Origin of the sequence: Bacteroides sp. OF04-15BH, assembly GCF_003477995.1 — a bacterium.
In the GTDB taxonomy this organism is placed as follows: Bacteria; Bacteroidota; Bacteroidia; order Bacteroidales; family Bacteroidaceae; genus Paraprevotella.
Genome location: NZ_QUEM01000002.1, coordinates 117491 through 140000 on the forward strand (window position 1 = coordinate 117491; position 22510 = coordinate 140000).

Below are 22510 nucleotides of genomic sequence, written 5' to 3' on the forward strand. Positions count from 1 at the left end.
GAAAACCCAAAAATCAGGGATTTATTGCCTTTTTCCGGAGAATTAATGCCGATGCGGCCTTGCAGACCATATAAATCAGGATGGATACGAAGATGATCGACGCTCCCGACGGTATGTTATACTGGTAGGAGAGGAACAGTCCTCCCAGACAGCTCAGGCTGCCGATGAACATAGACAATAAAATGATGTTGCGGTAGCTGTGCGTGAAAATATTGGCCGTGGTAGGCGGAATGGTCAGCAGCGACATCACCAGCACGATGCCCACCATGCGCAGTGTGGCCACGATGGTCAGGGCGATGAGTGCCATGAGGGTGTATTCAAAGAGCGTGACCGGCAGATGACGCGAACGGGCGAACTCGCTGTCGAAAGAGATGGCTACGATGCTTCGCAGAAACAGGGCGAAGAAAACGGCCACGATGACGGTGAGCACTCCCAGCGCCCACAGGTCGGCCGTGGTGATCGTCAGGATATTGCCGAAGAGAAATGACGAGAGGTCGGGCATGAATCCCGGAGACAGGAAACTGCAAATGATGCCGACGCTCATACCCAAGGTCCAGAATATGGCGATGGCCGAATCTTCACGCATGTCGCGCTGCTTGCGGAACCACTGCACGCCGAATGCCGACAGTACGGCAAAGACAGCCGCAGCCAGCAGGGGCGGAAAACCGAAATAAACCCCCAGGCCCACACCGCCAAACGAAGCGTGCGTGATGCCGCCGCTGATAAACACCAGGCGGCGGGTAACGATGTACGTGCCGATCATGCCACACAGAATACTGGCCAGCAGACTGCCCAGCAGGGCATTCTGAAAAAATGTATATTGCAGTATTTCCATTATGACATGCGTCTTTCGCCCACGATGAGGAACACTTCGTCCTTGAGCACGTCCGGCAGCTCCACACCGCGCAACTGAAGGCTGCGTACCCATCCGGCCACTTCGTCGTCCTTCATTGTGTAGAGCACTTCGCGGAATTCCTCCACCTCCGTTTCTTCATACTGGTCGCCTTCGCGTCCGCGGAAGCGGTCCAGCTCCTCATCGTTGTAATATTCAATCTGTTTGCTGACAGCTGCCAGCAGACTTTCCTTCTCACACACCTCATGCTGTCCGCAGCACTCCTGATCCACCTGCTTCACTTCGGGCATCTTGTCCAGTTCTCCGCGCTCCACTTTGCGGCGCAGATAAAGATTGTGGAAGAAACCGGCTATCAAAGCGATAACGGTCAGGGCCGCCAGGGCAATCAAACAATAAACTATAAACATGCTTCTGTTATTTTAAAACCTGCCTGTTGCAGGGTGTTCCAATACTGGGGATAAGATTTGCTCACTACGTGTGGATTGTTGATCCGCACTTCCGGCAGGACCAGAGCTGCCGGGGCAAAGGCCATCGCCATGCGGTGGTCCTCGTACGTGTCAATGCCGCTCTGCTCGTCCTTCGGGCAACGTTCGCCGTTCCAGAACATCTCCGAGTCGTGTGCCTGCCTGATGACAAAGCCCAATTTGCCCATCTCGTGGATCAGTGCCGTAATACGGTCCGTTTCCTTGATCTTCAGACTCTGCAAGCCCTTGAAGTGGAACGGGATGCCCAGCAGGGAACAAGTCACTACGAACGTCTGTGCCAAATCCGGCTGATTGATGAAGTTGTGCTCCATGCGTGTTGCCGGCTCTCCTTGTTTGAAGAGACGCACGGCTGTGCTGCCGTCGGCCAACGTGCGGAATTCTGTGCCCACTCCCAAGGTGCGGAACAGTTCGGCCACATGCGAGTCGCCCTGCGCGCTGTCGGCAAACAGGCCCGGCAGCAGGATTTCTGCCTGTGGGTCGCGGCTCAGTGCCACCATCTGATACCAGTAGGAAGCGGCGCTCCAGTCGTTCTCAATGAGATAGTCCGTAGAGCGGTACGGCTGCGGTGCTACGGTGATTTCCTGCGCTCCCGTCCAGCGGGCGTCGGCACCGAAGTCACGCATCATTTTCAATGTCAGATCGATATACGGGCGGGAAATGATGTCGCCCTGCAAGTGAAGCTGTAAGCCACGCTGCATGGTGGGACCGATCATCAGCAGGGCCGAGATATACTGTGAACTCACGTTGCCCGGCAGTGCGATGCTGCCACCCTCAAACGGTGCTCCCTGAATGTCGAGCGGTGGAAAACCTTCCTGCTCCACATAGCTGATTTTTGCGCCCAAAGTGCGCAAGGCATCTACCAGAATGCCGATAGGGCGGTGCTTCATGCGCTCGGTACCCGTAATGATATGCTGTCCCGGGGTAACGGCCAGGTAGGCCGTGAGGAAGCGCATGGCTGTGCCTGCGGCACCGATATCAATGGTTTGCGGCATCTCTTTCAGAGCCCGTACCATGACGTCCGTATCGTCGCATACTGAGATATTCTGCGGTGTCTGGTTATTGTGTCCTAAAGCGCTGATGATGAGCGCCCGGTTACTGATGCTTTTGCTGGCCGGCAGGGTTATGGTGCCGGTAAGTGTTTGTGGTGCTGTTATCTGATATTGCATGATTGATACTTCGAATATAACGATCTGTTTACGCATACAAAAGTAGGAATTTATTTGCATAATTCAAACAGAATATATATTTTTGCACTCGCAAAACGGGATGTAGCTCAGTCCGGTTAGAGTACTCGTCTGGGGGGCGAGTGGTCGCTGGTTCGAATCCAGTCATCCCGACAGAACTAAAACAGGCAGTGTCTAAGCTTAGACACTGCCTGTTTTAGTTCTATTCTTTTTATTGTAGCTTACAGAGCGCCGATAGCCCGTTTATAGTCAGCCTCATAGATTTTATATTGTGTTTTGGCCTCGATCAGATTGCTCTCTGCCTGTTGTTTTTGTGATTCGGCATCCAGTAAATCTGTCAGTATGGCCATTGAAACTGAATAACGGTTTTCGGTTACACGAAGATTCTCTTTTGCTCGTTTCAGGGCCAGTTCCGCGGTTTGGACTAACCGGTAACCGTCGTTCAGGTTTTGCAGGGTCTGTTGCACTTCCAGTTCCAGCAGACGTTTGTTTTTCTGCATTTCCAGATTGGCATGTTCAGCCTCTAATTGTGCTTTTTTCACTTTCTTCAGTTTGGCGCCCCATTCAAAAAGCGGCACTTGAACCGAGAGCATCAGAGCTCCCAGACCGTCACGAAATTCTTCCGTGTAGGGCATTACCCCATTGGCCGTGGCGACACTTCCTTTCATCTTGATATTTCCGTAATAAGTGTAACCGGCAACCAGGCCCACGGTAGGAAGCATGTCTGCGCGTTTCATCTGTATTTGTTCGTGGGCGGCCTTTGCCTGTTGTTGTAGCAGATGCAGCTCCGGACGGTTACTGATGTCGGCATGCAGTTTTTCGGGAGCTGAAATGTGAATGGCGGTATCGGCTGGTTCTATCTGTATATCCGGGTTCAGACCGAGCAGGCGGCATAAGGACAGGCGGCACAGATTGGCTCCTCCCCGTGCTTTCTGCAGTTGATAACTGATTTCGCTCCGTTCCGATTCGATGCGCAGCAGGGCATCATCGGTGGCAAATCCTGCCTGAACCGAAGTTTCCACCTGGCGATATAAAGAATCCATCTGCGCATGATATGCTTCTAACATACGAACCTTGCTTTTAACGGCAATGAGTGTCCAATACGCGTTTTCCGCTTCAAGAATAACTTCAGCTTGTGTCAAACGAACCTGTTCCCGGGCAGCCTGTTCGCCAATCCGCGCCAACCGTTGTCCGGTTCGTATCTTGCCTCCGGCATACAGAGGCTGGGTCAGGCTGATGCCGGCCATATACATGCCGCGCATCTGCAGTTTCATGCCCATCATGTCCATATCCGGAAATATATAGGTACCGGTAGCCGAGCCATCCAGTTTCGGAAGATAAGCTGCAGCAGCGATCTTTTGGTCTAATTCTGCCTGCTGCAGTTTGTTGCCGGCCTGTTGCAGGGTTTCACTTTGCTGCAAAGCCTGTTTCCGGCAATCGTCCAGCGACAGAGAGAGGATTTCCTGTGCCTGCAAACAGGGACAGAAGGTCAGCACTGCCGTGAGTAGCAGTGCTGTTTTTTTTAGATATATGCTGTTCATAATCATTGTTCTTATTCAGTTTTTTGAATGCGGAAAAGTACCGTATAGAATATGGGAAGCAAAATAAGGGTTATGAGCGTGCCGACTGCCAGTCCTCCCATAATGGTGATGGACATGGAACTGTACATCGGGTCGGAAAGTAGGGGAATCATACCCACAATGGTGGTCAGTGATGCCATGAGTACCGGGCGTACGCGTGACACCGTAGCTTCTATCACGGCTTTATAGGGTGATAAATTCTCTTCTTTCTGCAAGCGTCCGATTTCGTCAACCAGCACAATGGCGTTTTTAACCATCATGCCGATAAGTCCCATCATACCGATAATAGCCATGAAGGTCATGGGCTGTCCTGTTGCCAGCAATGAAGGCACAATGCCGCAGAACACGAACGGGAAGCAGATCAGAATCAGGATCACCTTGCGCCAGCTGTTGAACAATAGCAATAGAATGGCCAGAATCAAAAAGATGGTGATGGGCACGAATTTCATCAGGTTGCCGATAGCTTCACCCTGTACTTCTCCTTCGCCTACCCAGCGCATGTGATAACCGTCGGGCAGATGAATGGCCTCTATGTCTTTCTGAATTTCCGATACGACCTTTGCCGGGGTAGCTTCGTCCATATCGGGGTTCGGGTCGCATTCTGCCTCGATTACCCGTTGTCCGTTGAGACGCAGTACGACATCTTCATCCCATTGCAACTTGATGCCGGGCGATACCTGGCTCAGCGGTATGGCCCGAAACATACCGTCCTGGATTTCTTCCAGATTTCCTCCACCGGCCAGAGCTGATGTCAGTTTGTCTTCCGGCAGGTGCATATTCATTGTGCTCCACACCGGGATATCGTTCAGATTCCGGATACGGCTTCCGTCCGCGTTGCGCATCTGCAGATTGATCAGTACGGGTCTGTCCTGTTCCTGAAGAACTCCGACCGTCATGCCGTCCGTGGCTGCCATCAGGGCATTGGCCACATCACCGCGTCCCACTCCGGCGCGCAACGCGTCTTCGGGTACATACTGTGCCACGAGTGCCTTTCCCGAAGGTTTCCAGTTGTTCTGTACCGAGTAGCGGTCTACGTAAGGGCAGCGTCGCATGATGTCCTCGGCCTGCCGGCTCAGCTGTCGTAATACTGCCGGATCCGGGCCGGAAAACTCCACCTCTACGGTATGCGAGGTGGCGATGGAGAAATTGTATTTACGCAGACGGATATAGGCGTCGGGATATTGCTCCCGAAGCATGCGGCGCACTTCGGGAATCTGTTTGAGTACCGTGTCATAGTCCTTGCAGTCTACAATCAGTTCTCCATAGCAGTCGCCGCCGTTGGTCATCGGACGTACCAGGCAGTAATGCGCCGGTGCGCTTCCCTGACTCACTGATACCCGTTCCACATCGGACCGTTCAGACAGTTTGGCACTCATTTCCAGCAGGCGGTCGCGCACTTCGTCGGCATTGGTATCTGCCGGGAAAAAGCATTCAACCACATATTGCTTGTAATCAAAGTCAGAGAAGAAGAGATTCTTGACACGGGTCATTCCGAAGAAGCATAGCAGCAGAACGGCGAAAGCCACGATGATAGTACTCCGTTTATGTCCGATCAGGAAGGAAATGCTTCGGCGGATAAAGGCGTGCATCGGAGAGTTCATGACCGATGTCTGTTCCGTTATGGCTTTCTTTTCACGTACAGGCAGCCATGCCCGGGCACAAACGGGCACCTGAACCAGAGCCAGCGCCCAGCTGGCCAACAGGCTTACGCAGAGCACCAGAAACAGGTCGCCGGAGTATTCTCCGGCCGAATCGGGCGACAGGTAGACACACAGGAAGGTTGAGGCGGCAATGATGGTGGCGCCCAGCAGAGGCCAGGCCGTGTTCTTTCCAATGCGATAGAAGTAGGTTTTCGGACTCATGCCTCTTTTCTTGTCAATCAGAATGCCGTCCATAATTACTACAGCATTGTCAACCAGCATACCCATGGCCACAATGAAGGCTCCTAAGGATATGCGTTGCAAGGTGGTGCCACACATCAGCAGGATGGGGAAAGATACGGCTACCGTAAGTATCAGCCCGAAGCCGATAATCAGTCCGCTGCGGAATCCCATTGTGAAAATCAGTACCAGCACGACAATCAGCACCGATTCCAGAAGATTCCACATAAAGGATGAAATCGCGTCGTCCACTTTGTCGGGTTGGAAAAAGATCTTTTCGGTCTGCATTCCGGCCGGTACGTTTTTCATGGCTTCTGCCAGTCGGGCGTCTACTGCCTTGCCGACATCGGGTACAATGGCCGATGATTCCAGAGCGATGCAAATGGCCAGGGTCGGTTTGCCTTCTACGAAGAAACCGTTGCGTTGCGGTTCCGAGAAACCGCGTTCTACCCGGGCAATATCTCCCAGTCGCACAGTCTTTCCGCCGGAAGTCTGCACCAACAGATTGCGTATATCTTCTTCGTTCTTCACGGCATCATCCACGTATAAGGCAATGCGTTCCGTTCCTTGATTGTATTTTCCCGCATTTACTGTCGAGCCTACCGACTGGAGTACGGCCATGATTTGAGTCGGAAGCAAGCCGTTACGGGATATCTGTTCTTTGGACAGTGTGATGTTAATTACCTCGTCGCGGTTTCCGGCTATATTGATTCGTTTCACCCCTTTTACCTGTTGCAGTTCCCGGCGCAGATATTTGGCGTACCGATACATTTCCGGATAGCTGTATCCGTCGGCTGTAAACGCATAGAAGATACCGTATACGTCCATCATATCATCGATGACTATAGGATCGGAGCATCCTTGTGGCAGCCGGATGGAAGCATCGCTGACCTTGCGTCTTAGCAGGTCGAAGTGCTGTTCCAGGTCCTTGTTCAGCACTGTCATCTGAAATTCTACGGTAAACAGGGCCATGCTGTTCTGACATTCTGTTTTTACCTTGTTTACATTTGGCAGGGCACGGAGCTCATCTTCCATCATCAACGCTACCTTCTGTTCTATTTCGTGCGCACTGGCTCCAGGATACGACACCACGACCATAGCCTGTTTGGCCGATACTGCCGGATCTTCCAATTTGGGCATCTGTAGAAATGACAGTATTCCGGCAATGAGAATGGCCGTCATGAACGACCAGAACAACATGGGTCGTTTCATGAAATATTCGGTTACCTTCATGTTCATTATAGCAGTCCTCCAACATTTGTTTCGCTCGGTTTTTCCAATACTTTTACTTTTTCACCCGGTTGCAGTGTGTGTACACCGGCACGCACAATCTGTTCGTTGCCTTTCAGTCCTTCGGTTACGATAACCCGGTCGCCCCGTATTTCGTCAGCGACGGTTATTGGTCGTTGCTCTACGGTTGAGTCTGGTCGCAACACCCAAACACAAATTTGCTTTCCATTACGGAATATGGCGCTTAACGGTAGGGTCAGTCTGTTTTCCTGATCGGAGGACGCTGCAATGCGAAGACGTACTTCAATATTCATCCCCGCGGTAATGGTCTGCTCGGGTTTACGGTCGAAAGCCAGACGCAACCGGTACAGTTGGTTGCCGTCGGCCTGAGGCAAAAGGCTTAGTAATCTCATCGGCCATTCGTGACTCTGCTCTGTTCCGTCCAGATGGCAGGAATATTCTGTCACTTGATCACGCATGAGATAAGTTTCTGCGGGAATATCCGTGACCACTTCCATTTGCGAAGTATTCATCAGCGACAGTACGGCCGTTCCCGCATCGACCATTTCGGCCGGTGAGAAATTTACCGACTGTACATATCCGTCCGTCGGCGCATATAAGCGGGTATAGGCTATCTGGTTCCGCTTGCTTTGCAACTGTACTTTTAATTGCCGTAGCCCGGCTTCGGCCTTTTCATAATCATTGGCAGAAAGACTATGCTGCTCGAATAAGATTCTGCTTCTGTTCACTTCGTCCTTGACCTGGTCATATTGGATTTGCAATGCCTCAACTCCCAGACGATAATCCTTATCGTCCAGTTGGGCAACCAATTGTCCCTGGCGTACGAAGTCGCCTTCCTGAACATAGATCTTACTGATTTGTCCGGCCACTTTAAAGCCCAGGTTTATGGTTTGGGCTTCGTATACCCGTCCGGAATATGTCTTTACGGTGGTCTTTTCTGCGTGTGTCGGTTGGGTAAGCAGCACGCTGCGTCGTTGTGTTTCGGGTTGTTCCGTTTTTTTACAGGCGGTTAGTAGTGTGAATGCAATTAGTGCCGCGCACGGAATAAAGTCTTTTCTTATCTTCATAACTGAAACTTTAATTTTTTACATCTGCAAATTTGCTGAATCTCTTCAGATAAAGCATTTCCCAATAGGTGTATAAACTGTCCAAAAGGATGGATTGTTTTTAGAATATTCAGAAAAAAGGCCTATTTTTGTTCTAAAGGATAAATTCAGAAAAGTATGAACCATTCCAAGAAAACAACATCTGCATTTCAGCATCTGAATCTGATAAATCTTTCTGTTTTGAAAGAGGCGGTGCATTTGAACAATGAACTGATACTTATAGATAACTTTAATTTTGCGAGTACATCTGACGATGAATCTCTGTTTTTTACCCAATATCCGGTAAAGCTGTCGTTTACGGTAGTTATCATTGTTTTCTCCGGTTCTATGCATTATCGTATAAATCTGGAGGAGCTTTGGGCTTATTCCAATGATCTGATAACGGTACAGAAGGGGGCTATCGGCGAATTCCTGCATTCCAGTCCGGATTTGCAAGTGGCCGTGATCGCTTTCAGTAATGAGCTTTTCCATATGAACGATCATCTGGAGGTGGCCATGAAGATGCAGCAGATGCTTTATGAAAATCCAGTAAAACATCTCTCGGGTGAAAGCCTGAAAGAAATACGTATGGTTTATGAGTTGATGAAAAAGAAGATCATTGAAAACGATAATCCGTTTCGAAAAGAAATTCTTCAAGGATATGTCCGGGCTTTGATGTATACCATTCTGCATAAGTTATTAGAGACATTGCAACAGGTTCCGGCGTATATCCAAAATAATCGGCAGCATGAAATATACATGCAGTTTATTCGTGAAGTGCAGCGGAATTATCAGAAGGAACGCAGTGTAGCTTATTATGCCGATCGTCTTTGCATCACACCGAAATATCTTTCACAGACCGTGCAGAAAGCGAGTGGGCGGTTGGCCGGGGAATGGATTTCCGAGTATGTCATTCTTGAGGCTAAGGCCCTCATCAAAAGTCATTGTTATACGATACAGCAAATCAGTGAAATGTTACATTTTCCGAATCCGTCTTTTTTCGGGAGATATTTCAAGAAAAAAGTCGGATGTACACCTAAAGCCTATCAGAAGAACATCAGATAGTGTTTTTCATGTTTTCTTTTTCATGCAGAACGCAGAGGCGTGGTTGTGTAATAAAAATCATCCCGATCATTTTCCAAAAACATCGAAATGTTTTGAAAATTTGGTCGGGATGATTTTTTTATGTGGTTCCGTTGTTTTTGGGGAACGCTTTGGACAGGCTGTTTTTTCTTACTCCTTCAGCTCATAGAATTTCACCCAGTCCACCTCCATGCGTACGGGGTATTCTGCCGGATTGGCCTTGCCCACCCAGCTGCCTTCAATCTGCATGTCGATGAGCAGATAGTAAGGAGTGCCGAAAGGATATTGCCCCTTTTTGTCCGTTTCAATGCGCGGATAGGTGAGCGTATGGCGGCCGTTGATGGAGAACACGATGCTGTCCGGCAGAATCTCCACAGCATATATGTTATAACCATCCGGATCAATCCGGCCGATGCCTCCCGGACGCGGATTCTTTTTCTCCTTCAGTACGAAGGTATAATAGGAATGTACGGTCTGATAGGCGATGCTGTCGTGATTCAACCGCTCCATGATGTCAATTTCTCCGCCGTCGGGCCATTTGCCGTTTTCCGGCAACATCCAGATGGCCGGCCATGCTCCTCGTGCCCCTTGCAGGCGGGCTTTGATTTCCACCTTGCCGTAAGTGAGTGTCTTTTTGCCTTTGGTAAAGATGCCTCCGGTGATATAGCGTGCCGTGTCTTCGGGGGCAATGCCCTCGTTTACCCTGCCGTAAAGGCGGGCGGTGCCTTGTTTCACTTCATACAGACTGGGGTGTGCCGACATGTGACGGTTCCAGTCGGAGCCTCCTCTCGGAATCTTGCTCCAATATTTTTCGTTGATGCTCCGTCCGCGGAAATTCTCTTTCCATACGAGTTTGTAGTCGGGTTGTTGCGCGTTTAGCGGACTGTATGCAAGGAAGCAGAGGGCTAAAGTTGTGATGGTTTTAAGCAGTTTCATGGTCAGTAAGTTTAAGTTTTCAGAAATGCGAAATGCAACCTGAAGAAGGACAACAGGTTGCATTTTCCGATGAGCGGTAGACGGGATTCGAACCCGCGACTTTTGGCTTGGGAAGCCAACGCTCTACCACTGAGTTACTACCGCATTGCTTTGCAAATGTAGCGAATTCTTTTATAAAAAGATCCTTTTTCTCCGAAAAAATGGGGCGTGGAGAAAGAAAATATTCCTAGTGTTTTTGGCTTTTCTGCAGTTCGGAGAACACGCTTTGGGCATATTGCCGTCCTACAGGGAGGGTGGTTTCCTGACAGAGAGTCACCTCACGCCGGGTGAAGCGCACCACCTTGTCGGTGGCAATCAGATACGAACGGTGAATGCGCAGAAAGCCCGATTCCGGCAGCAGACTCTGAATGCTTTTCAGATTCATGCGGGTGAGCACATAATGCTTCTCGGTGCGGAATATCTTGGAATAGTTTTCCATGGCTTCCACATAAAGGATTTCGGTCAGCGGAATGGAGATGTTGTTGTACTCCTGTTTCACCACCAGACAACCGGAGGGCTGTTCTTCTCTTTGGAAAAAGGACAGGCGGCGGAGGGCTTTCTGTACGGCCTTTTCAAAACGTTCGTAGGCAAAGGGCTTGTGCAGGAAGTCCACGGCATCGAGTTCAAAGCCGTCGAGCGCATATTCCATATAGGCGGTGGTGAAGATGAGGCAGCAGCCTTTGGGCAGCCGTCGCGCAATGTCCAGACCGTTGATTTCGTCCATCTCAATGTCCAGAAACACCAGTTGCGGATGAAGGTCCTCAATGGCTTGTAGGCCCAGATGCGGATCGCTGAAACAGTGCAGGCGGATGCCGCCCGAACGCTGGCAGAACTGTTGGATGACCGAAAGGGCCATGGGCTCGTCATCGATAGCGATGCAGATAATTTCGTTCATGACAGTTGGATGATTAGATGAGTTTTGAACATTCCGTTTTCTTCGTGCGTGGAGAGCAGAAAACGCTCCGGGTAGAGCAGGGACAGGCGCCGGCGGCAGTTTTCAATGCCGATGCCTTTCTTCTGCGGGTCTTTTTTCTTCATCACGGCATTCTCGGTGCGGAAGTCCAGCACGCCACTGCGGATATTCAGCCGGATGCGGATGGTGCAGTCCTTGCTGGGCGAAGAGCCGTATTTGCAGGCATTCTCCACAAACGTGATCAGAATCATGGGAGGAATCTGAGTGGTTTCGTCGTCGAGAGAATAGTCCCAGTCTATGCGCGTGTGATGATTGTAGCGCATGCTCTGCAAGTCAAGATAATGGTTGATGTATTCGATTTCCTGAGTGGCATCAATCAGATCGTTCGTGGTGTGCGAATACATATATTGCAACAGACTGGTGAATTTCACGAAAACCTGTTCCGTCTGGTCGGATTTGCTGACGATGAGGCCGTAGAGGGTATTCAGGGAGTTGAACAGAAAATGCGGGTTGATCTGTGCTTTATATAATGACAGTTCGGCCCGGTTCTTTTCGGCTTCCAGATCTTTTCGGAAAATGATCTGGTCAAAAAGTTCAAAGGTAAGCTCTATGGTCAGGCTGAACCCGCTCACCACCAGAAAGAGCAGCCACACCGTTTGCCACCGAAGATGCTTCAGTCGCATCATTTCGCGAGGGGTAAATTCCTGTCCCATATTGTCCGGAAAAGGGAAATGGGAAATCAGAAGCGTACAGCTGATAATGATCACCAGCCAGAGGGTGAGGCGGCCGTATTGCCCTTGCATGAACATGCGCGGCACCTTGATCCGGCGGTAAATAAAGTAGAGCAGATAGAGAAACACTATCAGCGAAATGGCAAACCAGGTGTATTTGATGAGCCAGCGGTCCACAGGAATGAGTGTGATGACCAGGGGGAGGAAAATCACACAAAAGATAAGGTCGATATAACGGGTGATGCTTTTTCGGTCCATGCTTCTGTTCGTTAGGTTTGTTTACAAGGGCAAAGGTAGACTTTTTCCATGACACCTTCAAGCGGGGTGTTTGTCGTTTATCAACACAAAACGGTCGTGTATGAACAGATGCTGGAGCTGTGTTCCGTTTTTTCTTTTTTTTGCAGCGTAGAATCAATCTCAAATACGAAAAACGATATAATTGATACGCGATGAAGAAAGAATTTGCATTGTTCCTCACTGCGGGATTGCTGTTGGCATCCTGTAACCAGGAGAAGAAGGCGGCAGGCAAGGAAGGAACTTATCCGGTAATGGTAACACAAAAGAGCGACAGAACACTCAAAACGGGTTATGCGGCGACGATCAAAGGGCGCCAGACGGTGGAGGTGCGACCGCAGGTAGGCGGTATGATCACCCGGATTCTGATTAATGAAGGCGACGCCGTGAAGAAAGGGGAGTTGCTGTTTGTCATTGATCAGACGGCTTATAAGGCTGCTCACGAGATTGCGGTGGCTAATGTGCAGACGGCGGAGGCGAACTTGTCGACCGCTAAGCTCGTTTTGGAGAGTAACAAGGAACTGCATCAGCATAATGTGGTTTCGGAGTTTGATATTACTACCGCGCAGAACGAGCTGAAAGCGGCACAGGCGCAGTTGGCTTTGGCCAAGGCCGAAGAGGTGAGCGCACGCAACAATCTGTCGTTTACCGAGGTGCGTTCGCCGGTGAACGGAGTGGCCAGCATGATTCCTTATCGTGTGGGATCGCTGGTAAGCAGCACGATTGACGAGCCGCTGGTCACTGTTTCGGATGACAGCGAGGTGTATGTTTATTTCTCTATGGCCGAACGCCAGGTGCAGAACCTTATCCAGAAATACGGCTCGCTGCAGGGAGCCATCCGCCAGATGCCGGAAGTGGAGCTGCAGATGAGCAACGGAAACATTTATGCGCACAAGGGCCGCATTGACGCGGTGAGCGGAACGATAGGCAATACGACCGGAGCAGTGAGTCTGCGTGCCGTATTCCCGAACCCCGACCGCCTGTTGCGCGAGGGCGGTAGCGGTACGGTGGTGATTCCTTCGTTCGTGGAAGATTGCATTGTGATACCACAGGCGGCTACGTTTGAACTGCAGGACCGCATTTTGGTTTACAAGGTGGTGAACGGAGTGGCCACTTCGCAGGAAATTACCGTGCGCGACCAGAACAACGGAAGTGAGTATATTGTAGAATCGGGATTGAATGTGGGCGACAGCATTATCTCCGAAGGCGCCGGATTGGTGCGTGAGGGTACTGTAGTGCGTGCCCGTCAGGGAGAGAAGACAGAAACGAAGGACGAAAACAAGAAATAGATATGAAGATCAGAACATTTATAGAGCGACCGATTTTTGCCTGTGTGATCTCCGTGGCTATTGTCATTGTGGGTATCATCAGTCTGTCGCAGCTTCCGGTGGAACAGTTTCCGGAAATCGCTCCGCCTACGGTGAGTGTTTCGGCCAGCTATACCGGTGCCAATGCCGAAACAGTGCAGAAGAGTGTCATCGTACCGCTGGAGGAGGCCATCAACGGTGTGGAGAACATGATGTATATGGTGTCTACGGCTACCAATACCGGATCGGCCAACATTCAGATTTACTTCCGGCAGGGAACCGACGGTGATATGGCCATGGTGAACGTGCAAAACCGTATCGCTTCGGCACAGGGACTGTTGCCGGCCGAAGTGACCAAGTCGGGTGTGACGGTGAGCAAGCGTCAGACCAGTAAGATCAAGACGCTGGCCATTTATTCTCCCGACGGACGGTTTGATGACAAGTTCCTGGCCAATTATTCCAAAATCAATATCGAACCGCGATTGTTGCGTATTGCCGGTGTGGGAGAAATCGATACCAAAGGTTCGGACTATTCGTTGCGTATCTGGATGGACCCAGGCAAGATGGCGCAATATAACCTGATGCCGTCGGATGTGGCTGCCGTGCTGGACGAGCAGAATCTGGAGTCGCCTACAGGTACGCTGGGTGCGGAATCGGGAAATACGTTCCGCTATGTATTGAAATATCGCGGACGTTATGAAAATCCGGTAGACTATGAGAACCTGGTCATCCGTGCTCTGGGAGACGGTACGGTACTGCGCCTCAAGGATGTGGCTACGGTGGAACTGGGTTCCAAGAGCTATGACTACATCGGTTCGGTGAACGGACAGCCGGGTGTGACCTGTATGATTTCGCAGACTTCCGGTTCCAATGCCAATGAAATTATTGAGGAAGTGGACCGGGTGGTGGCCGAAATTTCAAAAGACCTGCCCGAAGGTATTGAAATCGTAGACCTGATGAGTACCAAGGACTTCCTGGACGCTTCCATTCAAAATGTGGTCAAGACATTGATTGAGGCCATTATTCTGGTGGTGCTCATCGTGTATATCTTCTTGCAGAGCATGCGCTCTACGTTGATTCCTACCTTGTCTATCATTGTATCCCTGGTCGGAACTTTTGCCTTTTTGCAGATTGCCGGCTTCAGCTTGAACCTGATTACGCTGTTTGCCCTTGTGTTGGTTATCGGAACTGTAGTGGATGATGCCATCGTGGTGGTCGAGGCGGTGCAGGCCAAATTCGATGAAGGATACCAGTCGCCCTACGAGGCGACAATTGATGCCATGGACGGTATTGCCAGCGCTTTGCTGACAACAACCATCGTCTTTATGGCGGTGTTTATTCCGGTTAGCTTCATGGGCGGTACGACGGGAACCTTCTATACGCAGTTCGGACTGACGATGGCTGTGGCGGTAGGTATCTCGCTTTTGAATGCCATGACCCTGAGCCCGGCGCTGTGCGCGCTGATTATGACCCCTCACGGAGAGGGTGGCGAACAGGGAAAGAAGATGAGTTTCTCTTCCCGTTTTCACTTTGCCTTCGAGGCGGCGTTCCATCGGTTGGTGAAGCGTTATACGCGCGGTGTGTTCTTCTTCTTTCGTCGCAAATGGCTGGTGGGCGTTTTGCTGGTGGCAGCTGTAGGCGGACTGTATTATCTGATGCAGACTACAAAGACCGGTCTGGTACCTAAGGAAGACCAGGGTAGTTTGAATATTGATGTGCAGACACCTCCGGGAACCAATCTGGACGAAACCCGCAAGGTGATGGATGAAATAGACCGTCGCATCAAAGATATTCCGCAAATTGAGATCTATTCCAAGACCACCGGTGCCGGAATGTTGAGTGGACAGGGTTCAACCAGCGGTATGTTTGTCATCAAACTCAAGCCGTGGGAAGAGAGAACCGGTAAGGGAGACGACATCAGTTCGGTGACCGAAGAAATCTACCGTCGCACAGAAGATATTACCTCGGTCAAGATCATGGTCTTCTCGCGTGGTATGATTCCGGGATATGGAGCGAGTGACGGTTTCGAACTCTACGTGCAGGATCAGAAGGGTGGTACGGTTGAGGATCTGCAAAAGCTGACCAACGAACTGATTGCCCGACTGAACGAACGCCCGGAGATTTCACGTGCGCAGACTTCCTTCGATACCAAATATCCGCAGTTCCTGGTTGAAGTGGATGCGGCCCGATGCAAGAAGAACGGTGTGTCACCTAATGATGTATTGAGTGTGCTTTCGGGATATGTGGGCGGAAACTATGCGTCAAACATGAACCGTTTTTCGAAACTCTATCGTGTGATGATTCAGGCTTCTCCGGAGTTCCGACTCGATACGGAATCACTGAACAATATGTTCGTGCGTAATGATAAAGACGAGATGACACCGATCAGTCAGTATCTCACTCTGACACGTGTGTATGGAGCCCAGTCACTTTCCCGTTTCAATCTGTTCCCGGCCATACAGGTAAATGGAACACCGGCCGCAGGATACAGTTCCGGTCAGGCCATCGAAGCCATCCGGGAAGTGGCAGCCGAAGTATTGCCGGTGGGCTACGGATTCGAGTTCGGCGGTATGTCGCGTGAGGAAGCCTCAACGGGAACTTCTACCGTGGTTATCTTCGTGATCTGCATCGTATTCATCTATCTGATTCTGTGTGCGCTTTATGAGAGTTTGCTCATACCGGTGGTCGTGATGCTTTCCGTGCCGTTTGGTCTGGCCGGTAGCTTCCTTTTTGCCCGCATGTTTGGACTGGAGAACAATATCTACCTGCAGATCGGTTTGCTGATGCTGATCGGATTGCTGGCCAAAACCGCGATTTTGCTGACGGAGTATGCTTCGGAGCGCCGCAAGCACGGCATGACGATTGTAGCTTCGGCCATATCTGCCGCCAAAGCCCGTCTGCGTCCGATCTTGATGACTTCGCTGACCATGATCTTCGGTATGCTGCCTATGATGTTTGCAACCGGAGTAGGAGCCAACGGAAACATCTCCATCGGAGTGGGAACCGTGGGGGGGATGCTGGTCGGTACAGTGGCACTGCTGTTTATTGTGCCGGTGCTGTTTGTCATTTTCCAGTATATCGAAGAAAGAGTGATGCCGAAACGAGTAAAGAAATGACCTATGAAGAAAAAGAATATTTTATCAATAGTATGCGCCGCGGGTGCGATGACTCTGGTGAGCAGTTGCGGACTGTATACGCCATATAGCCGGCCGGATATCAGTTTTGCCGATTCGCTTTACCGTCCGTTGCCTTGTGACTCTTTATATGCCGATTCGGTGTCTGTGGCCGCCCAATCGTGGAAAAGTTTTTTCACCGACCCTCAGTTGCAGCAATGGATTGAAACCGGACTGAAAAACAATGCGGATCTGAATGTGGCGCATCTGCGTACGAAACAGGCCGAGGCGGCATTGCAGGCTTCACGACAGGCGTTTCTTCCTTCATTGGATTTGAGTGTAGAGGGTAGTGTAAGTAAGAAAGGAAGTGCTGCAGCCGCCAAAGGCTATTCCATAGGTCCTTCGGCAGCGTGGGAAGTGGACCTGTTTGGCAGACTGACTAATGAGAAGCGGGGAGCGCAGGCGGCCTTATTGCAAAGTGATGCTTACCGGCAGGCGGTACAGATTCAGGTCATCTCCGGAATTGCCAATGCGTATTACACGCTGCTGATGTTGGATGAACAGCTGCGTATCAGCCAGTACACGCTGATTACCATGAAGGAGAATGTACGTACGCTGGCGGCCCTGAAGACTGCCGGAAAAACGAATGAAGCGGCTGTTCTTCAGGCAAAGGCCAATCAGTTGAGCGTGGAAGGAAATATGAAGACTCTGAAAAGGCAGATTGCCGAACAGGAGCATGCTCTTTGCGGATTGCTGGGAATTACGCCCCAGACCATAGAGCGGGGAAAACTGGATGAACAGAATTTTCCGGAGAAATTGTCGTTGGGTATTCCGTTGAAAACCTTGGCCAACCGGCCCGATGTGCGCGAAGCGGAATATAGTCTGATGCAGGCTTATTATGCCACCAATGCGGTGCGGGCAGATTTCTATCCCCAACTGACGTTGAGCGGCAGTCTGGGCTGGACCAACGGTTCGGGGCTTGCTATTACCAATCCCGGAAGCTGGTTGCTGAATGCGTTGGGTTCTTTGGTACAGCCTTTGTTCCAGAAAGGGCAGAACCGGGCGAATCTGAAAATAGCGCAGGCACAACAGGAAGAAGCGCTGCTGCTCTTTCGGCAAAGTCTGCTGGATGCCGGTATCGAAGTGAACGATGCGTTGATGCAATGGCAGACGGCTCGCGAACGGATTGATGTGGATCGCGAGCAGATTTCACTGTTGAGGGCTGCCGTGTGGAACACCCGTCTGCTGATGAAACACGGGCAAGTGAACTATCTGGAGGTGCTGATTGCACAACAGAATCTGTTGCAGGCCGAGCTGACGGGGGCAGAAGATAAATATGATGAAATTCAGGGAGTGATTACTTTATATCATGCCTTGGGTGGTGGATTGAGCTAATTTTCTTATTCATAAATTAGTACTTTTATTGGTTTTTAATGAAATATGCCGGGTCTGTGACAGATCTGGCATATTATTTTTGTGGGTTAGCATCCCATTACTTCACGATAGAAATCGAGCATCTGGAAGATGTCTTCTTTTTCGGCCGTCTGGTTGATCCGGATATCTCCGACTTCTCCCAGCAGGGTGAAATTGATATGGCCCGAAGTATTCTTTTTGTCGTGGGTCATCAGCTCATATATCTGATCATATTCCTTGCACGTAAAAGGGAATGTACCGTAGTACTCCTTGATATAATAAATGGCCTGACGCATCTTCTCTTTCGGGAAACCGGCCTTGAGTGTGCTCAGATACAGTTCGCAAACCAGTCCCCAGGCCACGGCATAACCGTGCAGCACGGTGCGTTCTTCTTTCATGGCCAGACTCTCCAGAGCATGGCCGGCGGTGTGTCCCAGATTCAGGGCCTTGCGGATGCCCTGTTCAAACGGATCCTCTTCCACAACACGCTCCTTGATGGCTACGCTGGTGGCCACCATGTCTTGCAGTTTCTTGTAATCCACGTTGTCCAAGTCAAACCGAAGCAGTTCGTTCCAGTTCTCTTCGTTGCTGATCAGGCCATGTTTGAGCATTTCGGCATAGCCGGAGCAGAGATTCGCGCGGTCGAGGGTTTTCAGAAACTCGGTGTCCAGAATGACAGTTGATGCCGGATTGAACACGCCGACTTCATTTTTCAGACCGTTGAAGTTGATGCCGGTCTTTCCCCCCACCGAAGCATCGACCATAGCGAGCAGTGTTGTCGGGATATTGATGTAGGCAATGCCCCGCTTGAATGTCGAAGCGGCAAAACCGCCCAGGTCGGTAACCATACCGCCACCGAGGTTGATCAGCAGAGAATGGCGCGTTCCGCCCAACCGGCCCAGCTCGCTCCATACATGAGCCAGACTTTCCAGATCCTTATGATCGTCTGTTGGACGGATGGTGATATGTTGAGCCTCCTGAAGGCAGGTGAAGTTGCTGATGACGGGCCAGCATTGTGTTTGTGTGGTTTCGTCTGTCAGGATGAACAGACGGTCGTGTGGACACCGGGCAATGGCCTCCTCGAGGCTTTGCTCCAGGTTCCTGGAAATGATAACATCTTGCTTTTTCATAACGAATGATTCAAACTTGTTTCGGATAGCAAAGATAAACAATATTGCTAGGGAAGCGGAACATTTTATTTTAGTTCGTTCGTTTTTTTTTGTTAAATGACACATTCTGTTTTAAACTTTGTGCGTTTTGCCATGTCATAACGGGCAAAGAATAGAATTAAAAATAGCGACAAAATTATGAAGAAACTGGGTATGTTTCTCCTTCTGGCATGGATTGCTTTTCAGGTGTCCGCACAAAAGATTGCTGTGAGCGGAACCATTATGGATGGAGAACTGAACGAACCGATGGCTTCGGCTTCGGTGGCATTATTGAAAGCCGACAGCACGTTGGCTACGGGTGTGAATACAGACATGAATGGTAAATTTAGGCTGTCGGCCAAAAGCGGTTCGTACATCTTGCGTGTATCCTTTATGGGATACCGGACTGTCTACAAGAATTTGACACTGACAACACAAACACCTAAAGTTGCTTTGGGCCAGATCACTTTGAGAGTGAATTCGGTTTTGCTGAAAGGAGCAGAGGTAACCGCCCGCCTGTCGAAGGTGGAAATGAAGGAAGACACCTTTGTCTATAACAGCTCGGCATACCGAGTGCCCGAGGGTTCTGCCCTGGAAGAGCTGGTGAAGAAACTGCCCGGTGCGGAAGTCGAGGAGGACGGTACCATCAAGATTAACGGAAAAGAAGTGAAGAAGATCATGGTGGACGGAAAAGAGTTCTTCGACAATGACACCAAGATGGCCATGAAGAACCTGCCTACCAACATCATTGATAAGATCAAAGCTTACGACAAGCAGAGCGATTACTCCAAGATGACCGGTATTGACGACGGTGAGGAGGAAACGGTGCTCGACCTTTCCATCAAGAAGGGAATGAATCAGGGATGGATGACCAATACGGATTTGGGATATGGTACAGAGAACCGTTATACCGGTAAGGTGATGGTCAACCGTTTCACGGACCGCCTGCAGATGTCTTTGATTGGTTCTATCAACAACACCAATGATCAGGGATTCCCGGGTGGCGGATTCCGCGGTTTTGGTGGAGGTAACAGTGGTCAGGTCACCAGTAAGATGGTGGGTTTGAACTTTGCCTGGGAAAATGGAAAGAAAGACCGCGAAGCCGGTGCCTTTGAGATCAACGGTAATGTGCGCTATTCTTTTAGAAATACGGACAACTGGTCAACGGTAAACTCTGAAAGATTCCTGTCTTCTGGCAGTTCCAGTTCTTTTGGAAACAGCGAGGACCGCTCTTTAAGCGGAGCAACCAATATCAACGCCAATCTCCGTTTGCAGTGGAGTCCGGATACCATGACCCGAATCATGTTCCGTCCGAACTTCTCTTATTCCAAGAATTACAGCAACAGCAACAGCCTGTCTTTGACCTTCAATCAGGATCCTTATGCGTATGTTACCAACCCGCTGAAGGATGATTTGAGCAAGCTCTTTGCTGATTCTGCGGTGGTGAACCAGAACAAGAATGAAGGAAGTTCCAATTCGGACAGCAGATCGTTCGACGGAATGTTGATGATCAACCGTCGTTTGAACAGCACCGGCAGAAATATCACCTTGAGATTGAACGGTGGTTATTCCGATTCTGAGAGCACATCTTTCAGCAAGTCCAGAACCAATTACTATTTGCAGGATGCCCGCGAAGATTATAATCATCAATATAATCTGAATCCTTCCAAGTCCTATAACTACAGTGCTGACCTGAGTTACAGCGAGCCGATCTTTACAGGAGCCAACTTGCAGTTCAGCTATAAGTTCCAGTACCGTTATTCGGATTCAGACCGCACCATGTATTCTCTGGACTCTCTGCTGGCAAAGGCTGCCGATGGCGATGAGCAGTTTGAGCAGTTCCTGAAGTATCAGGCCGACGGATTCCCGTTGACATTTGTTCCCGGCGAAGATTTTCTGGAGCTGTGCAAAAACTATCGCAACAGTCAGTATGCTACTTACACAGAGTACAATCAGGAGGCTAATGCGATGTTCCGCTATCGTCTGGGTGAATTTAAGTTGAATGCCGGAGTTTCCTTCCAGCCTCAGAAGACTTATATGGATTACCAGAAGGGTGATATGGATACCAGTGTCGTACGACAGGTTTTCAACTGGGCACCCCGTGTGGACTTGAGATATAAGATTTCCAAGACCAGTATGGTGCGCTTCCGTTATTCTGGTCGTGCCGGACAGCCTTCCATGACCAATTTGCTGGATGTGGTGGACGATTCCAATCCGCTGTCTATCTCACGTGGTAATCCGGGCTTGAAGCCATCATGGACAAATACCTTCTTTATGTTCTACAACAACTACATTCCGGATTTGCAGCGCGGATGGGTGTTCCACATGAATGCACAGATGGTAAACAACAGCATCAGCACAGCGATGTTGTATGATGAGGCTACCGGTAAGACGCTGTCCATGCCGATGAATATCAACGGTAACTGGAATACCAGCGGTATGGTGATGTTCAACACCGCTTTGGGTGAGAAGAAATACTTCAACATCAGCACCTTTACCAATGTACGTTATAACAATGAGGTGGGTTACGTCAGTTCAAATGCCGACTTTAAGGACGTGTATGCCACAATCACTGCCGATGAAATCCTGAAGCAGACGCAAAAGAGCATTACCCGCTCATGGAATCTGGGTGAACGCCTGAATCTGAATTTCAGAAATGACCTGTTGGATCTGGGAGTAAACGGAAACATCAACTACCAGCATGCCCGCAATGATATTCAGGAGAACGCCAATTTGGATACCTACACCTTCTCTTATGGAGCAAGCGCCATTATCAACATGCCTTGGAACATGAGTCTGTCTACAGACCTGACCGAAGAGAGTCGTCGTGGTTACAACGATGCTTCCATGAATACCAACGAACTGATCTGGAACGCTCAGCTGTCACAGAGCTTCCTGAAAGGAAATGCCGCAACCGTGAGTGTGCAGTGGTATGATATCCTGCGCCAGAGAAGCAACATCAGCCGTACGCTGTCGGCTTTGGAGCGCCGGGATTCCTGGACCAACGCCATCAACAGCTATGTGATGGTTCACTTCATTTACCGTCTGAACCTGATGGGAGGTAAGGAAGGACGTGCCGGAATGCCTATGGGCCCCGGTGGAGGTCCTGGCGGACACAGAGGTCCGGCACCATTAGGTTTCGGTGGTCCTAGATAGTTTTGATAACCGATGATAATCCCCAAAAAATCCTGTTCAGAATCGGGCCGGATTTTTTG

The 22510-nt window shown here is 50.1% G+C and carries 15 protein-coding genes and 2 tRNA genes; 6 read left to right on the top strand and 11 right to left on the bottom strand.

Annotated elements, in window-relative coordinates:
* Positions 1 to 13: 13 nt before the first annotated feature.
* The 3 genes from DXA74_RS01460 to DXA74_RS01470 are packed head-to-tail and all read right to left on the bottom strand — an operon-like array spanning position 14 to position 2504.
* On the bottom strand, positions 14 to 835 hold the full coding sequence (locus DXA74_RS01460; RefSeq protein WP_118525054.1) for a metal ABC transporter permease: 822 nt from the start codon (positions 833 to 835) through the stop codon (positions 14 to 16).
* Positions 835 to 1260 carry a phospholipase gene (locus tag DXA74_RS01465; protein WP_118525055.1) on the bottom strand — a complete coding sequence of 142 codons (426 nt, stop codon included), beginning with the start codon at positions 1258 to 1260 and terminating at the stop codon, positions 835 to 837. The genes DXA74_RS01460 and DXA74_RS01465 overlap by 1 nt, the downstream gene beginning before the upstream one ends.
* On the bottom strand, positions 1251 to 2504 hold the full coding sequence (locus tag DXA74_RS01470) for a 3-phosphoshikimate 1-carboxyvinyltransferase (RefSeq protein WP_118525131.1): 1254 nt from the start codon (positions 2502 to 2504) through the stop codon (positions 1251 to 1253). The genes DXA74_RS01465 and DXA74_RS01470 overlap by 10 nt, the downstream gene beginning before the upstream one ends.
* Before the next feature lie 96 nt (positions 2505 to 2600).
* Here DXA74_RS01470 and DXA74_RS01475 point away from each other — a divergent pair.
* Positions 2601 to 2675: transfer RNA gene (locus tag DXA74_RS01475), tRNA-Pro, on the top strand.
* 68 nt (positions 2676 to 2743) lie between these two features.
* Here the strand turns inward: DXA74_RS01475 and DXA74_RS01480 are convergent.
* From DXA74_RS01480 to DXA74_RS01490, 3 genes are read right to left on the bottom strand one after another with little or no spacing between them, the layout of a single operon-like run.
* Complete coding sequence (locus tag DXA74_RS01480; RefSeq protein WP_118525132.1) at positions 2744 to 4063, bottom strand: TolC family protein; 1320 nt, start codon at positions 4061 to 4063, stop codon at positions 2744 to 2746.
* 11 nt (positions 4064 to 4074) lie between these two features.
* Positions 4075 to 7194, bottom strand: a complete 3120-nt coding sequence (locus DXA74_RS01485; protein WP_233550407.1) for an efflux RND transporter permease subunit — start codon at positions 7192 to 7194, stop codon at positions 4075 to 4077.
* A gap of 26 nt (positions 7195 to 7220) precedes the next feature.
* Entirely contained in the window at positions 7221 to 8300 is a 1080-nt protein-coding gene (locus DXA74_RS01490; protein ID WP_118525056.1) for an efflux RND transporter periplasmic adaptor subunit, read from the bottom strand.
* 156 nt (positions 8301 to 8456) lie between these two features.
* Between DXA74_RS01490 and DXA74_RS01495 the strand changes: the two genes are divergently transcribed.
* Positions 8457 to 9383, top strand: a complete 927-nt coding sequence (locus DXA74_RS01495) for an AraC family transcriptional regulator (RefSeq protein ID WP_118525057.1) — start codon at positions 8457 to 8459, stop codon at positions 9381 to 9383.
* 168 nt (positions 9384 to 9551) lie between these two features.
* Here DXA74_RS01495 and DXA74_RS01500 read toward each other — a convergent pair whose 3' ends face one another.
* The 4 genes from DXA74_RS01500 to DXA74_RS01515 all read right to left on the bottom strand — a co-directional run bounded on the left by DXA74_RS01500 (position 9552) and on the right by DXA74_RS01515 (position 12278).
* Complete coding sequence (locus DXA74_RS01500) at positions 9552 to 10337, bottom strand: glycoside hydrolase family 16 protein (RefSeq protein ID WP_118525058.1); 786 nt, start codon at positions 10335 to 10337, stop codon at positions 9552 to 9554.
* Between the two features lie 72 nt (positions 10338 to 10409).
* Positions 10410 to 10481, bottom strand: a tRNA-Gly gene (locus tag DXA74_RS01505).
* An 82-nt stretch (positions 10482 to 10563) separates the two neighbouring features.
* Complete coding sequence (locus tag DXA74_RS01510; RefSeq protein WP_118525059.1) at positions 10564 to 11271, bottom strand: LytTR family DNA-binding domain-containing protein; 708 nt, start codon at positions 11269 to 11271, stop codon at positions 10564 to 10566.
* Positions 11268 to 12278 carry a sensor histidine kinase gene (locus DXA74_RS01515; protein ID WP_118525060.1) on the bottom strand — a complete coding sequence of 337 codons (1011 nt, stop codon included), beginning with the start codon at positions 12276 to 12278 and terminating at the stop codon, positions 11268 to 11270. Before DXA74_RS01515 ends, DXA74_RS01510 begins: the two co-directional genes overlap by 4 nt.
* A gap of 191 nt (positions 12279 to 12469) precedes the next feature.
* Between DXA74_RS01515 and DXA74_RS01520 the strand changes: the two genes are divergently transcribed.
* The 3 genes from DXA74_RS01520 to DXA74_RS01530 are packed head-to-tail and all read left to right on the top strand — an operon-like array spanning position 12470 to position 18129.
* Positions 12470 to 13603: an efflux RND transporter periplasmic adaptor subunit gene (locus tag DXA74_RS01520; protein WP_118525061.1), complete on the top strand. Its 1134-nt coding sequence runs from the start codon at positions 12470 to 12472 to the stop codon at positions 13601 to 13603.
* 2 nt (positions 13604 to 13605) lie between these two features.
* A complete protein-coding gene (locus DXA74_RS01525; RefSeq protein WP_118525062.1) occupies positions 13606 to 16737 on the top strand; it encodes an efflux RND transporter permease subunit in 3132 nt (1043 codons plus the stop codon).
* 3 nt (positions 16738 to 16740) lie between these two features.
* On the top strand, positions 16741 to 18129 hold the full coding sequence (locus tag DXA74_RS01530; RefSeq protein ID WP_118525063.1) for a TolC family protein: 1389 nt from the start codon (positions 16741 to 16743) through the stop codon (positions 18127 to 18129).
* A gap of 86 nt (positions 18130 to 18215) precedes the next feature.
* On the opposite strand, the gene aroB is transcribed toward DXA74_RS01530, so the two are convergent.
* A complete protein-coding gene (gene aroB / locus DXA74_RS01535; RefSeq protein WP_118525064.1) occupies positions 18216 to 19277 on the bottom strand; it encodes a 3-dehydroquinate synthase in 1062 nt (353 codons plus the stop codon).
* A 177-nt stretch (positions 19278 to 19454) separates the two neighbouring features.
* On the opposite strand from aroB, the gene DXA74_RS01540 reads away from it, so the two are divergent.
* The gene (locus DXA74_RS01540; protein ID WP_118525065.1) at positions 19455 to 22451 is read left to right on the top strand and encodes a TonB-dependent receptor domain-containing protein; all 2997 of its coding nucleotides are present in this window, start codon (positions 19455 to 19457) and stop codon (positions 22449 to 22451) included.
* Positions 22452 to 22510: the final 59 nt, after the last annotated feature.